The organism is Paenibacillus sp. FSL W8-0187 (assembly GCF_037969755.1).
In the GTDB taxonomy this organism is placed as follows: domain Bacteria; phylum Bacillota; class Bacilli; order Paenibacillales; family Paenibacillaceae; genus Paenibacillus_AQ.
Genome location: NZ_CP150206.1, coordinates 934,124 through 950,114 on the forward strand (window position 1 = coordinate 934,124; position 15,991 = coordinate 950,114).

The following is a 15,991-nucleotide window of genomic DNA, read 5'->3' on the forward strand; positions in this document are numbered from 1 at the left end:
TGTTCTGATGCACAACATATGGCCTTTAATTCAATCTGGAGGTGAATCCCTCTGAAGAGGGAAATCATTGGACATTATTACCATCACTAATTTAATCATACTTGCCATACTGATTGCGTTGACCGCTTTTTTCGTAGCGTCCGAGTTTGCTATCGTTAAAATCCGCATGTCGCGGATCGATCAATTGATAACGGAAGGAAACAAAAAGGCGGTTGTTGCCAAAAAGGTAGCCGGGGATCTCGATTACTATCTCTCGGCCTGCCAGCTCGGCATTACGGTTACAGCGCTGGGGCTCGGGGCCATCGGCAAGCCGGCCGTTGAACGTTTCATGTACCCGGTATTCGATTGGTTTGACGTATCGGCTTCAACGGCCTCGATTGCCTCTTACGCCATTGCGTTTATTCTCGTGACATTTTTGCATGTCGTGGTGGGGGAGATGGCGCCCAAGACCTTGGCTATTCAATTCTCGGAAAAGACGACGCTGCTCCTTGCAGCCCCGCTGTATTGGTTCGGAAAGTTGATGTATCCGTTCATTTGGGCGTTAAATGGAGCCTCGCGCGTGCTGCTTCGCTTGTTCGGCGTGAAACCTACGCCCCATGAGCAGGCCTACTCGGAAGAGGAACTGCGCATCGTCATGGCGCAGAGTTTTCAGGGTGGCGAGATTAATGAGACCAAGCTGGCTTACATGGAAAACGTGTTTTCGTTTGATGAGCGGGTGGCTAAAGACATTATGGTACCGAGAACGGATCTGATCACACTTGATAAAGGCATGAAACACCCGGACATCGTCCGCATCCTGGATGAGCACAACTATACGCGGTACCCTGTCATCGAGGATGGCAGCAAGGATCGGGTGGTTGGCGTCGTCAACGTCAAAAAGATGCTGCCCCACATCGTGGCCGGACGAGACCGCAAGCTGGAAGAATTCGTTCTGGATCTCCCGGTCGTCCTTGAATTTACGCCGATCCAGGATGCCATGCTGAAGATGCAGCAGGAGCAGATGCATATGGCTTTGGTGATTGATGAATACGGCGGTACGGCGGGGATTCTGACCCTGGAGGATATCTTGGAAGAGATCGTAGGGGAAATTCGCGACGAATTCGATGAAGATGAAGTAGCGGATATCCGCAAGATCGGTGAACGGGAATACCTGATAAACGGACGGGTTCTCTTGGAGGAGCTTGAGAAGCGCTTCGGCTTGGTATTCGAGGATAACGAGGAGATGGATACGATCGGCGGCTGGATACAGTATCAGAAAGGCACGACGGCTCAAGACGGCGATGAGATCCAGCATGGCGAGCATGTATGGGCCGTAGCCGAAACGGATAATTTTCAGATCAAACACGTCATTCTCAGACACGGGTGATCAAGGGCATAGCGTGATCCCGTGTACATTCAGACCATAACTTTTTTGGAGGTGAATCCCTCGCAAGAGGGAAATCATTGGACGGAATAATCGTGTTAAATTTATTTTTGGTAGCTGTGTTTATAGGACTGACTGCATTTTTCGTGGGCGCCGAATTCGCCATCTTGAAGGTGCGGCTGTCCCGAATCGATCAATTGATCGCAGAGGGGAATAAACGGGCGGTCACGGCCAGGAAGGTAGCCCATGAACTGGATTACTACTTGTCCGCTTGCCAGCTTGGAATCACCATTACGGCCCTCGTGCTCGGCGCGCTGGGCGAACCGACCGTCGAAAGAATGCTGCATCCGCTGTTTGATCGATTCGACGTGCCGGCGGCGGTGGCAACGGTACTCTCTTATGCCATTGCGCTTGGGATCATTACGTTCCTGCACGTCGTCATCGGGGAACTGGCACCTAAAACATTAGCGATCCAATTTGCCGAGAAAATGACGTTACTGCTGGCATCTCCCTTGTATTGGTTCGGGAAGATCATGTATCCGTTTATCTATGCACTGAATGGAGCTTCGCGTCTTCTGCTTCGATTATTCGGCGTAAAGCCGGCAGGGCATGAAACGGTCCATTCCGAAGAGGAATTGAAGTGGATCGTGGATCAGAGTTACGAGAGCGGCGAAATTAACCAAACCGAAATGGGTTATTTGACCAATATATTTGCTTTTGAGGAGCGCACCTTGCGGGAAATCATGGTCCCAAGAGATCGCATCGTAACATTAGAACGAGGGTGGCCCCTTGCCAATATCCTGGAAGTTCTCGGCGAGTACGACTATACCCGTTACCCGGTGACGGAAGCGGGACGCGCAGAGGATTTCATCGGGTTTATCAATACGAAGGAGATGCTGACGGGCATAGCGGCCGGAAGAAACTGCAGCGTGAATGACTTTATTCATGACATGCCGCGTTTTCCGGAATCGTCTTCGATCAAGGACGTCCTGATCAAGATGCAGCAAATCCGCGTTCATATGGCCGTCGTCGCGAACGAATCCGGCGCGGCAATTGGGCTGGTGACGATGGAGGATATCCTGGAGGAAATCGTGGGCGACATTCGGGACGAATCGGATCGTCACGAGCTGCAGGGTGCACAGGCCTAAGCAATGGCGAATTAGCATCGGGCACGATCTAAGAATATGAAAATGCCATTTGCACCGTTCGGTGGTGAGAGGGCATGATCTTGAATCATGGAAAGAGCAGCTTCTAATCTTAGAAGCTGCTCTTTTTTGCTTTTGTTCTATAGACTAGGTCAGCGTGCTGCCCCCATCGTAAAGCCGAAGCTGTACGTGCGGTTGGAAGGCAGCGTGAATTCTTCATGGATCGGCGCTCCCCAGCTGTCGTCGCCGCCGACGCCCATCTGCTTGTAGTTGACGCGCAGGACGGTTTTATCGCTTGGTGGGAGCTTGTACGCATGGTCGCTGCCCTCCAGTTCCTCCGGCGTCCACGGCAGGGCGCATACCTCCATGAGGGAGGAGCTCTCGAATTCCAGGCCGTCCCCGCTATGCTCCCCGGTTAGCAGCGCGAAGCGCACATCCGTTTTGTTCCCGCACTCTTGAGGCCTCAGATAAGGGACGAACTGATCGGCGACCTTGCCCGCGTATCGGCCGATTTTGGCTCCTGTCTTCCGGTCCCAATAATTATCATGTGGTCCCCGTCCATACCAGCTGAGCATATCGAGACTTTCATCCAGCAAGAACAGCATGCCGATTTCCGGAATGTCAGGCAAGCCGCTGCCCGGGACAAAGGTTTCTTGCACGCGGATGGTTCCATCCGGGAAGATTCGATACTCCAAGGTCAGTCCGGATATAGGAGCGGTCTCGATCTGATAGTGACTGGTGACCACGACGGCAGGACCTTCTGCATGCCAGCTTAGAGCCAGCAGCTTCCGCTGATCATGGGCTGTTCTCCATACGCCGCAGCGTTCTGAGAGCCGGTTGCCCAGATCGTTATCCGTGACGGCTCGCCAGAAATTCGGTCTGGCGGGTGCCAGCAGGAATTCCTTACCGGATCGCGCGTAAGATGTCAGATCACCGGTGCCAAGGTGGAAGCGTAACGAAACGGCAGGACCCGTGATGAGGAGCTCTTCATCCGATTCGGTAACTTCTAGGATCTCCGCGTTTGAAAGAGAGTCTGTTTCCGATTGGCTCGCTATATAAGGCGTTAGCGCGAACTGCTCCCAAGCCTCTTCATGTCCTGCGGGTGCCCACTTGGTGCTCTCCTTCCGAACCAGGGAGACGGTGAGAATCGTTTCTTTTCCATCGTCCTCTATAGGAGAATAAGGAATCTTGATTTCGGTATGGTCACCGGGCTGGAGCGAGAGCTGGAGCGTGCCGGATTGGCTTTCTTCTCCGTTCAGTTGGATCTCCCATTTTATAAGATACTGATCGAGATTAGTGAACAAGAAACGGTTGCTGACCCGAATCCGGCCTGCAGCAGGGTCCAAACATTCGAACTTGACGTTCTGGTAGCATTTTTTCACTTCGTCCAGCTTGGGGGTTTTGCTGCGGTCGGCGAAGATCAGGCCGTTTCCGCTGAAATTGCCGTCATGCGGCGTTTCGTTAAAGTCCCCACCATACGCTAAATATTCGATACCATCGGCCGTTTGGGTGCGGATCGCTTGATCGATCCAGTCCCATATAAAAGCTCCCTGTAAAATGTCATACTTCTCAAACAGCTCCCAATACAGGTGAAGCCCGCCGCAGGAATTGCCCATCGCGTGACTGTATTCGCAAATGATGTAAGGCTTGCTCGGGTTGCTGATTGCATACTTCTCCACTTCCTGAGGTTTTGCATACATGGTGGACTCCATATCGCTAGCCGCCTCGGACGCCCTGTAATGAAAGATCCCTTCATAGTGAACGAGCCGTGACGGATCGGCCTCCTTCAGGAAATCGTGCATCGCAATGAAGTTGTCGCCTCCGAAGGATTCGTTGCCAAGCGACCAGATGATGACGGAGGGGTGATTCTTGTCGCGTTGAAACATCGAATTGCAGCGGTCCAAAACATTGTCCCGCCACTCGAGCTTGCTGCCGGGGATCGTTTCTTTCAGTTCCTGCTGCCCATACTCCCACGTTCCGTGCGTCTCCAGATTCGTCTCATCGATCACATATAATCCATATTCATCGCAGAGGTCATACCATACGGATTGATTCGGGTAATGGGAAGTCCGTACCGCATTGATGTTATGCGTCTTCATCAGCTCAATATCGGTGATCATGTCTTCGCGGCTAAGCGCCCGTCCGGTATCCGGGGAGAATTCATGCCGGTTCACGCCTTTGAACAGAATGCGCTGACCATTAATCCGCATCAATCCGTCCTTCAGCTCGAAGCGGCGGAAGCCGGTGCGGCAGCTTACGGCCCCAAGGCAAACTCCGTCCGTGTCCTTTAATGCCAGAACGACGGTATACAGATAAGGCGATTCCGCGCTCCATTTTTTAGGTTCGGGTACGTTCATGCTAAGGGTGAAGGTGCTCTCCTCCATAATGTAATCCGCTATGGTGAGCGTTTGTTTCCGAACCAGCTGACGGTCCTGGTCGTATAGAAGCGCCTCAAGCTGAAGCTTGTCCTTATCAATGGTTTCATGAAAGTAATTCGTAACGGTTGCATCGATCTCCAGCTCGGCATCCCGGTATTCGTCATCCAGAACCGGCCGGACGAAGAAATCGGAGATATGGATGGCAGGGACGGTATAGAGGTAGACCTCGCGGAAGATCCCGCTAAGCCTCCAGAAATCCTGATCCTCGAGCCAACTCGCATCACACCAGCGATACACTTCAACAGCCAATTTATTCTCGCCTTCAATCAGATAGGGGGTAATGTCGAACTCGGCCGGCGTAAATGTATCTTCGCTGTATCCGACCATCTCGCCATTCACCCATACATAGAAAGCGGATTCAACACCTTGGAAGCTAATATAAACGGGCTGTTCCTTCCATGTGTCCGGTACCGTGAATTCACGAATGTAGGAGCCCACGGGATTGTATCGTGTTGGCGCGAAGGGGGTTTTCAATTCAGGCTCCGATTCGGACCAGGGGTATCTAACATTCGTATATTGAGGATAGTCATAGCCTTGAAGCTGCCAATGGGAAGGGACGGGCATATCGGCCCAGCTGCTGGAATCATAATCGGTCTCGTAGAAATGTTGGATGCGCTTGTCAGGGGTTTCGGCAAATGCAAACTTCCACATCCCGTTCAATGACTGATACCAGGGAGACATGGAGTGGGCATGGCTCAGCGCCTCAGACTCCGACGGGAACGTCATCATGTAAGCATGGGCTTTGTGGCGGTTTAGCTGAAAAATATTCGGATTATTATTCCATTCGGGATAACCGTTTGCAGGTGACTGGTAAATGAATTTGGTACGCAATGTGCTCAGCTCCTCCTAGATTATGGTTTCCTTCTACTGTCAGTATAGAGGGTAATTCAGTCCAAGAGTATAAGGAAGTTGTGTTGTTCTATTAAAAACGACAGCCGGATTAAACACTAGAGCGGTCAGCAGAGGAGGACAGAGCCTTTTTGCAGGAGGCAGGCCGTATTTTGATGTGCGTATTCACCTCTGGGCATTTCACGGTTTACATTTGAGAAGGTTTATGAAACAATGGTTAGTAAATGATCATTCACTAACTGTAGGGAGGCAATCACGCATGGTAAGACCTCGCGAATTTCAAGATGAGGCTATCTTCTACGGTGTCTACCAGGCACTGTCCAAAAAAGGATACGGTCAAGCAGCATTAACCGACATCACGCATGAAGTGAATATTTCGCCGGCAGCTTTAATGAAGCGATTCGGTTCGAAGAAGAATTTGTTCCTGGCCTATAGCGATTATGTTATTGAACTAACCAGGCATGCCTTCCAGGAGGCCAGCCTATCCGATCAATCCAGACTTGATGCACTAAAGGCCGTGTTTAAGCATGCGGTTTTACATATGAAAGATCCTGTTGAATTGGCTAACCATACTTCCTTCTATCTGGAAGGGACGAATGATCCGGATTTGTTGGAGAAGACCCGGTACCGACTGCAGCTGATCGATGAGTTTACCCGGCAGATGCTCAGCCAGGCGATTACGAACAAAGAAATCGCTGAATGCGACGTGGCTATGGTTAGCAGGGTACTGCAAGCCTCCATCAGCGGGGCTATGATGATCTGGATTAAAGAATCTAACCGAACGTTGGATGAACTGTTTGATGAGTGCTTTCAGGTGATATTCGCTCCGTTATGGAATGTCGGTACACAATAATTTCAACATAGGAAGGAGGATGGTTATATGCCGATTTTTAAAGGAAGGGAAGTCGATCTGTACTATGAAGTAAAGGGAGAAGGAAAACCGCTTGTTTTTACGCATGGGGCCTCATGGAATCATGAACAATGGCGGCCGCAAGTCGATTATTTCTCTCGTCAGTACCAAACCGTGGTGTGGGATGTTCGAGGACATGGTTCGTCTTCCTTGCCGGACGGAAAAGTGGATTCGGAGGATTTCAGCAGGGATCTGGCGGATTTGCTAAGCGGACTGGGCATTGAAAAAGCGATTCTTTGCGGGCTGTCCCTGGGCGGGCATATTTCGCTGCAGACTGCCGTTCGCCATCCAGACAAGGTCGCAGCCCTTGTACTGATCGGTACGCCGTTCACGAATGCGTTCAATTGGTATGAGCGAATGTTCGTGCCGCTAAATCGCTGGTCAAGTTACTTGATGCCGATGTCCTTATCGGGAAAAATGCAAGGGAAAATGCTATCCAAGTACAATAAGAGCAATCAAGCTTATATAGAGAAAGCCTTTCGTTCCATCCCGCATTCCAACTGGGTTCGGATATGGGATGCGGTGACCCGGATGGAGAGCACGCAGGATCTGCATAAGATCCATTGTCCAACCTTGCTTCTTCAAGGAGAGAGCGACACGATGATCCGAAGGCAGCAGGAATACATGCAGGAGGGAATTGCGAATTCGCGATTAAGAATCATCCGGAACGCTCACCATGCAACGAATTTGGATAACCCGGATGAAGTCAATGAAGCCATCGCTTCATTTCTGACAGAGAACGCGGTGTAGACTATCCTATTTGCGTCTTGGATCCGCGTAGTTTCTGCAGCGCGGATTTTTTTGCGAGAAAAACTTCATCTAAACGCGGTCTGTCTTCTATGATTCGGAATTCATACACTGGATATATCCGAACTAAAGGGGGGAGCGGCGATCGGTGAGCCCCCTCATTGACACCCCAAAATAGGGTTGCTACAATTTTATGTATATATCTATCGGAATACAAGGGTTAGCAAGGAGGGGACGAACTTGAATCGATCCGGTTCCACAGATCCATTCATACGTAATGAACGCGAAGCCATGATCGCAGCTCGGGCCGATAAGCTTGGAGCGAAATTCGCGGAAAGAGCTCCACGGCACGACTTGGAGGGATCGTTTCCGTTCGAGAATTTTGATGACTTGAAGGAGTCGGGCTATCTGAAGCTGACCGTCCCGGCATCCTTTGGAGGAGAAGAAGCCTCCGTATACGAGATGGTGCTTGCCCAGGAACGACTCGCTAGAGGTGACGGCTCTACGGCGCTGGCGGTCGGTTGGCATATCGGGCAAATACTCCAGCTGCGCCTATCCGAGGCTTGGCCGGAGCCTTTATTTGAGAGACTGTGCAAAGACGTTGTAGCTGAAGGCGTGGTTATTAATGAGCTGGCGAGTGAACCTGCGACAGGGAGTCCCAGCCGGGGCGGAAGGCCGGAGACCACGGCGCGGCGGGTGCCTGGCGGCTGGCGCATTAACGGACGCAAAACCTTCAGCACGTTAAGCCCGATCTTGAAGCAATTTGTGGTTACGGCAGGTATCGAGCATAGCGAGAAGGTCGGTGCGTTCCTCGTGCGCAGCGGGCCCGGGGTTAAGGTCGAGGAAACCTGGAATACGATGGGCATGCGGGCAACGGGAAGCCATGACATGATTCTGGAGGACGTCTTCGTGCCGGAGACGGAAGTGATTCGGGGACTCGATTATGAAAAACCTGAGTTTCCCGTATCGACGGAAGGCATTCTGCTTCACATCCCGGCATGTTATATGGGGATTGCTTATGCCGCACGCAATTTTGCCATCGATTTTGCCCGTCATCATAAACCGAATTCCTTGACTGTCCCCATTGCCGAATTGCCGAATATCCAAAGACATATCGCCCAAATCGAAGTGGATCTGCTTACGGCCCGCAGTTATTTGTATCAAACCGCCGACCGCTGGGACAAGGAAGTGGAGAACCGCGCTGCGCTCAAGCCTGAGCTGGGTCTTGCCAAATATGTCGTGACCAATGCAGCGGTCCGGATTGTCGATCACGCCATGCGGATCGTTGGAGGATTGAGTCTCTCCCGGCAGCTCCCGTTGGAACGAATGTACAGGGATGTCCGGGCGGGTCTTCATAATCCGCCGATGGACGATGTCGTGCTGACGAATCTCGCTCGTCGAGCCATTTCGGAAGTGGAGGAGTAGGGGAACTAAAGCTCGATATGATGGGATGAGGCCATTTCGAGAATAGTTGCTTATTGAATCGTGAAGGAATAACAGACAGGAACCGCTGAAGAGGCTGCCTCCGGCGGTTTTTTTTCGTTGTCTTTTTGATTGGGAATAGCTGTAAACCGCGTCCGCGATCCTGGTGAGCACGGTATGTTGTGTCTAGCATTCAGCAAACCTTCAGCTTAGCCTAAGCCTGGCATAACGTTCCCCTAAGTTTACTTTCAGATTCCCTCTCTATACTTCAAATTGTAAGACAAACCATAACCCTAAAAGGAGAGATGAAGATGAATCCGATAAGTAAAAAAGTATTAGTAAGCAGCATGGCAGCAGCGATTGTGCTGGGGGGAGCCGGGTACCTTCAGAACAAGGTTTTTGCAGCGGCGAGCACGGACGCTTCCACCTCGGTATCCGAGGATGGACAGACGGGGACAGACTCATCGGCTGCGGATGCAGCGAAGAACCGAGCTGGAAAGTGGATGGATCGTAAAGCGGGTGGACCTCGGGGTGGTAACATCGTCAAAGAGACGGCCGAGGTCCTTGGGCTCACGGAGGCTGAGATCCGTATGGCGCTTGAAGCGGGCAGCACATTTGCCGAAATTGCCGAAGGCAAAGGAATGACCCAATCCGTGTTCGTGCAGAAGCTGACCGAGCTGGAAACCTCCAAGATCGATGAGCGCCTGAGTGAAGGCAGTATAACGGAAACTGAAGCAGCCGAATGGAAAGAGGGACTGAGTGCTCGCCTTACGCAAATGGTAGAGAGCAGCGAAGCCGGTTTTGGAAAAGGTCATGGCAAAGGCGGCCGAGGTTTCGGCAAATTCGGTAATCCGGAGGAAATTGCAGCTTTACTCGGATTATCGGAGGACGAACTGAAGGCGGAAATGAAGGAAGGGCAATCGCTAGCCGAGATAGCCGCCTCGAAGGGGATTGCAGAGGATCAATTGGTTCAGAAGTTGAAGGATCAAATGACCGAGCCCTTGAAGCAGTGGATTAACGAGAAGCATACAGATGCCGATAAATCCGCAGCCGCTGCAGCGGATACGGAAGAGGAAGCGAACTAACATACTGAATGGGATCGTTGGGGAGACTGGATGATATTCTGTTAAGAATACATTCAGTTTCTTTTTTATTTTGTATGCTGAGGATGGCGGGCATCATTTTTTTCGCGAAAAGTGTTGACCTTAACGTTACGTAAAGGTGTACATTGATGTTGTCAGGAGGTGAAACCATGGAATACACGGTGCAGAAGCTTGGAAAGTTGGCAGGAATAAGTACCCGGACGCTCCGTTATTACGATGAGATTGGCATTCTGAAGCCGGCCAGAATCAACTCGTCAGGATATCGGATTTATGGGCAGGAGGAGGTCGATCAATTGCAGCAGATCTTGTTTTACCGGGAGCTCGGGCTTCCATTGGACGGGATCAAAGAGATTATGACCTCACCATCCTTCAACCGGGCCCAGGCGCTCCAGGAACACCATGCGCAGCTCCTAGACAAAAGAAGGCAATTGGATTTGCTGATTACCAATGTGGAGAACACGATCGCCTCCGCCGAAGGGAGAAAGACCATGAGTGACCAAGAGAAATTCGAAGGATTCAAGCAGAAGCTGATTGATGATAATGAGAAGAAATACGGTAAGGAAATTCGCGAGAAGTATGGCGAAGAGACTGTAAATAAATCCAATGCCAAGCTGAAAAACATGACGCAAGCGCAGCATGAGGAAGTAACGCGTCTGGCTGATGAGCTGTACGAGACGCTGGTAGAAGCGTTTAAGCAAGGCGACCCTGCCAGTGAGCTGGCCCAGAAGGCGGCCGATCTTCACAAGCGTTGGCTCACCTATTATTGGAACGATTACAGCAAAGAGGCCCACGCGGGCCTTGCTCAGATGTACGTTGATGATGAGCGCTTTACCGCCCATTACGATGAGAAGCAGCCCGGAACAGCAGTGTTCCTACGCGATGCGATTCTGATCTACACAGGTATGAATCCCTCGTAACAGGGATGAATAGAGGATTATCATATTTTTTGTAAAGGCCCTTCCACTGCGGTTAATCCGCCTCGGAAGGGCTTTTTCATTTGGAATTTCTTGAGCATTTCATGCCAAGTTGTCTTTAGAGCAGAGGAAACTGATGTACGACCTCGTATTTCAGATAGATTTTATTGCGCATTTCACAGAGACTTATTATTTCTCAAGGTTGAGAGAGATAATAAGCATATTCCAATGGTCTACTATAAATTTTGCGTTTTATACTTTTAAAGTCTTTGTATATATTTTTTTGGGGTTTTCCGTTAAGTTCAATAATCCATAACTCTCTTTGCTCGTCTAACACAAAATCGACACTCAATTCTCCCAATGAACCCATATGAATGTCTGCTTCATGTGCGGCCGTTACACTTACCTCATACAGAGATCGGAGGATTTTATTCATTTTCTCCGGCGAAAATAATCGCGGAAGAATTTCTGAAACTTCATAAATGCTTTCACACATACTCGTGTTAAAGTAATGTTCATAAGCCACTCTACATGTAATTATGGAAACCGTCCATTCTCCAAGAATATCTTTTTGAACAAGGACCCGGATATCAAAATACTGATGATCAAATTGACTCATATGGATCCCTTGCTGAACCATGTATTTCGTTAGTCCGAGAAGTTCATCCAATTTTTCCTGAATGCTTTCGTTTTTTCTGCAAATATATCTTGGAGCCAAGCTGTGCAAAGAGATGTGAATATCTCCATTATCCGTTAGTTCAACCCGATACACAGACTTCCCCTTAGATCCGTATAAAGGCTTAATGTATAGTAGTTTATATTTCTCTAATAGTTCTGATACATTCACTTCATTATATAAAAATGTGTCCGGCACATAAGCTTTAAGATCTGACTGTTGTAATAGGTTATAGAGATCCCATTTATTAAAAAAATTGATATTGTTGAAACATTTGTTTCTACCAATCGCCTTCTCTAGTCGTTGAATGGTTATTAATTTTTTGTTAAAACACCGGTTATAGACCACATGAGGAAATGGGAACGAACTTTGTTTCCATATGCCCTTTTTCAGGCTAAGTCCAATAATACGTTGTTCATCCCAAAGAATATCTGCCGGTGTAAAGGCGTAAAGTTTCAGGTTTAGATTGTGATAACGTTCATAAAGCTCCAAAATTCTTTTTCTGCTGTTCCTTTTAGCTACCAGAATACCTATTAAAGGGCCATTCTCCAATCTCATCACTCCCATGACTTCGATATCTCGTATTATCTAATGCCATCAGAGACAAAATGCTATGGGACAAGAGCATAGGTGAACAGAAAATCAGCGATTGTAGTGCTCTATTTGCCTATATTTTCAGTTGATAGGTATTTGCCGTGTTTACCTTTTTAAGCTTTTAATATGATAAATTACTTTTGATAACAGGGAGATGAGACCATGGGAAGGTGTAATTGTCCACCAGGACCTCCAGGACCTCCGGGACCTCCGGGACCTCCAGGACCCCAAGGACCGCAATTGCTTCAAGAACTTGGAGGAGCAATTGCAGCAGCTGGACCCGCAGGACTTGCAGGAGCACTTGGACCAGCTGGATTAGAAGGACTTGTAGGAGCAATTGGCGAAGCTGGACCTGAGGGACTTGCAGGGGCACTTGGACCCGCAGGACTTGCAGGAATCGCAGGAGCACTTGGACCCGCAGGACTTGCAGGGATTGCAGGAGCAATTGGACCCGCAGGACTTGAAGGGATTGCAGGAGCAATTGGACCCGCAGGACTTGCAGGAATTGCAGGAGCAATTGGACCCGCAGGACTTGCAGGAATTGCAGGAGCAATTGGACCCGCAGGACTTGCAGGAATTGCAGGGGCAATTGGACCCGAAGGACTTGCAGGGATTGCAGGAGCAATTGGACCCGAAGGACTTGCAGGGATTGCAGGAGCAATTGGACCCGCAGGACTTACAGGGCCAGCAGGACCAGCAGGGCCAGCAGGGCCAGTAGGACCAGCAGGGCCAGTAGGGCCAGTAGGACCAGCAGGACCAGCAGGACCAGCAGGACCAGCAGGACCAGCAGGACCAGCAGGACCAGCAGGACCAGCAGGAGCTGCGGGTGCAACAGGAGCAGCAGGGCCAGCAGGGCCAGCAGGAGGTGGAGGATTAATTCCATTTTCAACGGGTATCATCCTCGTTGGAGCTGAAGTAGTATCGGCTGCTCCAATTTTAATGGGTTTTGGTAGTAGCACGGTTGAAGTTATTAACGCTTCTGGAGAATCAACTATGCCACCCGAAGCAGGTGGTTTTGCTTTCCCAATTCCCTTTGCGGGCACCGTTCAAGATTTACAAATAAGTGTAGATTTATTGGTTGCTTCTGAGGTTTCTATAAATACTCTTGGTCTTCAATATGATTTTACAGTATTCCGCGCACCTTCAGTTCCTAATAATGGCATTGATCATAGTTCTTCACCTTACGTGACGACTTCGCTGACTAGTTCGGTTAGATTCGGAGCTCCGAATACGGTCATTACACCTGGTAACCCAACCGGTTTCCGTACCGCAACGAATAGAAATGTTGGGGGATCATTGGTAGTCGCTGAGGGTGATCGTATTGGTATTCGTGTAAGGACGCTTGCTGAGACTGATCCCTCAGCAGCTGATATTACCCAACTTTCATTCAGCGCTAGTCTATCTTATACTCCTTTTTAATAAGCCTCTGTATTGTACTCCTCTATTTGTTCGGGGGAGGTAAACGATTCAGGAAGTGAACCGCCACTGCCTTTGTATAATATAGATATCATACAAAGGCGGTAATCCCCTATGTTACACAATCCATCCTCTAATGAGCAATGATATATAATGAAAGCGGAATCGTTACGGTTGCAACGTGTTGCAGCTGCTGTAACGATTTTTTTTGATTTTATCGTAACATTTGCGGGATCGAACCGTTGTCTAAATGAGAAGGGGGAGAGGAGATGGATGCAGAGTGATGAATAGGATGATCTGGCGGACGAGGGTGAGGCTGATTGTGTATGCTTTGTCGGCTGTGTTGATGGTTCTTTTTATTTATGCCGTGTATTACTCAGACGTCCAGATTTACTATGATAAATCCTGCTAGTGAGCTGGCCCAGAAGGCGGCCGATCTTCACAAGCGCTGGCTCACCTATTATTGGAACGATTACAGTAAAGAGGCCCACGTAGGCCTCGCCCAGATGTATGTTGACGAGCGTTTTACCGCTCATTACGATGAGAAGCAGCCCGGAACGGCAGCATTCCTCCGCGATGCGATTCTGATCTACACGGGCATGAACTCTTCATCATAGAAAGGCTGGTGGTAGGTAGGCAGCCTTAGCATTATGACAGGACCCTTTCCCTGCGTTTTAACACGCAGAGAAGAGGGTCTTTTCTTATATGAATGTCCAAAAACCCCACCTTGAGATCAACAAAGAATCGCCGCGAATAAGAAATGAGGTCACCGCCCAGTTAGAGTGCAGCATTTTCCACAATTAACCTCTTGTGTTTGAAGGGGAAGTAATGGTTAGATGAAACGTGGACTATTGTACACAAAAACCTACACCATGGGTGATGACTTCTATAGCGAGGGTAGATTATGGATCAAATTGTACAGCATGTAGTGAATATCTTTAATGATTTTTTATGGTCTAAGCTGCTCATCGTATTGCTGATTGCCGTTGGCCTGTATTTCACGGTAGGGACCAAGTTTCTGCAGTTTCGCCTGATCGGTGAGATGTTCCGGGTAATCCGCGAACCCAAGAGTAAAGCGAAGGGAAGCATTTCACCCTTTCAGGCATTTGCCATCAGTATGGCAGCCCGTGTCGGGACAGGGAATATAACCGGGGTGGCTCTGGCCATCTCGCTTGGAGGACCCGGGGCCGTATTCTGGATGTGGATTATTGCGCTTATCGGTTCGGCATCCAGCTTTATCGAGAGTACGCTGGCTCAGATCTATAAAGTAAAAGATGGGGCGGGCGGTTATCGCGGCGGTCCCGCTTATTACATGCAGCAAGGATTGAAGAAACGGTGGATGGGCGTATTGTTTGCGATCCTGATCACCTTGTCCTTCGGGCTTGTCTTTAATGCCGTCCAGTCCAACACGATTACAATTGCTTTCGAGAATTCATTCGGAACCGACCGTTTAACCCTCGGAATTATCATGGCGGTTATCTTCGCCGTTATTATCTTTGGCGGCGTGAAGCGGATTGCCAAGATGTCGGAGCTGATCGTTGTCGTATTGGCGGTGGTGTATGTCGGTGCCGCGCTGTTTATCGTATTAGCCAACATCACTAAGCTGCCGGAAGTTTTTGCTCTTATTGTCAAAAGCGCGTTCGGCTATGAGCAGGTCGTTGGCGGATCGATCGGTGCCGCTCTCATGAACGGAATCAAAAGAGGGCTGTTCTCCAACGAAGCCGGCATGGGGAGCGCACCTAACGCAGCGGCTACCGCAACAACAAGCCATCCTGCCAAGCAAGGGCTGGTGCAGGCGCTGGGCGTAATGATTGATACGCTGGTCATATGTACAAGTACCGCCTTCATTATTCTTTTTACCGGTGCCTACCAGCAGACCGGACTTGATGGAATCGCCCTGACTCAGGCTGCGCTGGGCATGGAGATGGGGGCATGGGCGTCCGACTTCCTGGCGATCATGGTCTTCCTGTTTGCGTTTAGCACGCTGATTGGCAATTATTATTACGGTGAAACCAATATTGAATTTTTGAAGTCGAATCGGGCATGGATATGGGCCTATCGGGCTTGTGTGCTGGCCATGGTCATCTTCGGCTCCGTTACCAGCGTGAAGCTGGTGTGGGATTTGGCCGACCTGTTCATGGGATTGATGGTGATTGTGAATCTTGTGGCCATCACGCTGCTTTCCCGAACGGCCTTTGCAGCGCTTCAAGATTACTTGAAGCAGAAGCGGGCTGGCGTGAACCCTGTCTTCACCAAGGACAGCATCAAAGGGCTGCAGGATGTGGAATGCTGGGATGGACACAACACCCCATCCACTGAAGCGAAATAATATAGAATTTTGTGTGATATGGAATCGTTACAGTAGCTGCGTGTTTTTAGCTGCTGTAGCGATTTTTCTTGTTCTACCGTAACAT

At 49.7% G+C, this 15,991-nt stretch carries 14 protein-coding genes and 1 pseudogene; 12 read left to right on the top strand and 3 right to left on the bottom strand.

Annotated elements, in window-relative coordinates:
- Window positions 1-67: 67 nt before the first annotated feature.
- Both MKY48_RS04115 and MKY48_RS04120 read left to right on the top strand, forming a co-directional pair.
- Window positions 68-1,366, top strand: a complete 1,299-nt coding sequence (locus tag MKY48_RS04115) for a hemolysin family protein (protein WP_339270243.1) — start codon at window positions 68-70, stop codon at window positions 1,364-1,366.
- Window positions 1,367-1,443: 77 nt separating this feature from the next.
- Window positions 1,444-2,511: a hemolysin family protein gene (locus tag MKY48_RS04120; protein WP_339270244.1), complete on the top strand. Its 1,068-nt coding sequence runs from the start codon at window positions 1,444-1,446 to the stop codon at window positions 2,509-2,511.
- Window positions 2,512-2,660: 149 nt separating this feature from the next.
- Here the strand turns inward: MKY48_RS04120 and MKY48_RS04125 are convergent, their stop codons facing one another.
- Window positions 2,661-5,777, bottom strand: a complete 3,117-nt coding sequence (locus tag MKY48_RS04125) for a glycoside hydrolase family 2 TIM barrel-domain containing protein (RefSeq protein WP_339292340.1) — start codon at window positions 5,775-5,777, stop codon at window positions 2,661-2,663.
- Between the two features lie 277 nt (window positions 5,778-6,054).
- On the opposite strand from MKY48_RS04125, the gene MKY48_RS04130 reads away from it, so the two are divergent.
- The 5 genes from MKY48_RS04130 (at window position 6,055) to MKY48_RS04150 (ending at window position 10,894) form a co-directional block, all read left to right on the top strand.
- The gene (locus MKY48_RS04130) at window positions 6,055-6,648 is read left to right on the top strand and encodes a TetR/AcrR family transcriptional regulator (RefSeq protein ID WP_339292341.1); all 594 of its coding nucleotides are present in this window, start codon (window positions 6,055-6,057) and stop codon (window positions 6,646-6,648) included.
- Window positions 6,649-6,675: 27 nt separating this feature from the next.
- Window positions 6,676-7,455 (top strand): alpha/beta hydrolase, encoded by a 780-nt coding sequence (locus MKY48_RS04135; protein WP_339292342.1) that lies wholly within the window; start codon window positions 6,676-6,678, stop codon window positions 7,453-7,455.
- Between the two features lie 237 nt (window positions 7,456-7,692).
- The gene (locus tag MKY48_RS04140) at window positions 7,693-8,877 is read left to right on the top strand and encodes an acyl-CoA dehydrogenase family protein (RefSeq protein WP_339292343.1); all 1,185 of its coding nucleotides are present in this window, start codon (window positions 7,693-7,695) and stop codon (window positions 8,875-8,877) included.
- 308 nt (window positions 8,878-9,185) lie between these two features.
- Entirely contained in the window at window positions 9,186-9,959 is a 774-nt protein-coding gene (locus MKY48_RS04145) for a hypothetical protein (RefSeq protein ID WP_339292344.1), read from the top strand.
- Between the two features lie 167 nt (window positions 9,960-10,126).
- Window positions 10,127-10,894 (top strand): MerR family transcriptional regulator, encoded by a 768-nt coding sequence (locus tag MKY48_RS04150; RefSeq protein WP_339292345.1) that lies wholly within the window; start codon window positions 10,127-10,129, stop codon window positions 10,892-10,894.
- 193 nt (window positions 10,895-11,087) lie between these two features.
- Here MKY48_RS04150 and MKY48_RS04155 read toward each other — a convergent pair whose 3' ends face one another.
- A complete protein-coding gene (locus MKY48_RS04155) occupies window positions 11,088-12,134 on the bottom strand; it encodes a YheC/YheD family protein (RefSeq protein WP_339292346.1) in 1,047 nt (348 codons plus the stop codon).
- Between the two features lie 181 nt (window positions 12,135-12,315).
- On the opposite strand from MKY48_RS04155, the gene MKY48_RS04160 reads away from it, so the two are divergent.
- Window positions 12,316-12,480 (top strand): hypothetical protein, encoded by a 165-nt coding sequence (locus MKY48_RS04160; protein ID WP_339270257.1) that lies wholly within the window; start codon window positions 12,316-12,318, stop codon window positions 12,478-12,480.
- A gap of 18 nt (window positions 12,481-12,498) precedes the next feature.
- Window positions 12,499-12,879 (top strand): hypothetical protein, encoded by a 381-nt coding sequence (locus tag MKY48_RS04165; RefSeq protein WP_339292347.1) that lies wholly within the window; start codon window positions 12,499-12,501, stop codon window positions 12,877-12,879.
- Here MKY48_RS04165 and MKY48_RS04170 read toward each other — a convergent pair.
- Window positions 12,838-13,050 carry a hypothetical protein gene (locus MKY48_RS04170; RefSeq protein ID WP_339270260.1) on the bottom strand — a complete coding sequence of 71 codons (213 nt, stop codon included), beginning with the start codon at window positions 13,048-13,050 and terminating at the stop codon, window positions 12,838-12,840. The two genes, MKY48_RS04165 and MKY48_RS04170, sit on opposite strands and share 42 nt — an antisense overlap.
- A gap of 104 nt (window positions 13,051-13,154) precedes the next feature.
- On the opposite strand from MKY48_RS04170, the gene MKY48_RS04175 reads away from it, so the two are divergent.
- The 3 genes and pseudogenes from MKY48_RS04175 to MKY48_RS04185 all read left to right on the top strand — a co-directional run bounded on the left by MKY48_RS04175 (window position 13,155) and on the right by MKY48_RS04185 (window position 15,906).
- Window positions 13,155-13,580 carry a hypothetical protein gene (locus tag MKY48_RS04175; RefSeq protein ID WP_053490059.1) on the top strand — a complete coding sequence of 142 codons (426 nt, stop codon included), beginning with the start codon at window positions 13,155-13,157 and terminating at the stop codon, window positions 13,578-13,580.
- Between the two features lie 398 nt (window positions 13,581-13,978).
- Window positions 13,979-14,194: pseudogene (locus MKY48_RS04180) on the top strand (TipAS antibiotic-recognition domain-containing protein); the annotation flags it as partial.
- Window positions 14,195-14,481: 287 nt separating this feature from the next.
- Window positions 14,482-15,906, top strand: a complete 1,425-nt coding sequence (locus MKY48_RS04185; protein WP_339292348.1) for an alanine/glycine:cation symporter family protein — start codon at window positions 14,482-14,484, stop codon at window positions 15,904-15,906.
- Window positions 15,907-15,991: the final 85 nt, after the last annotated feature.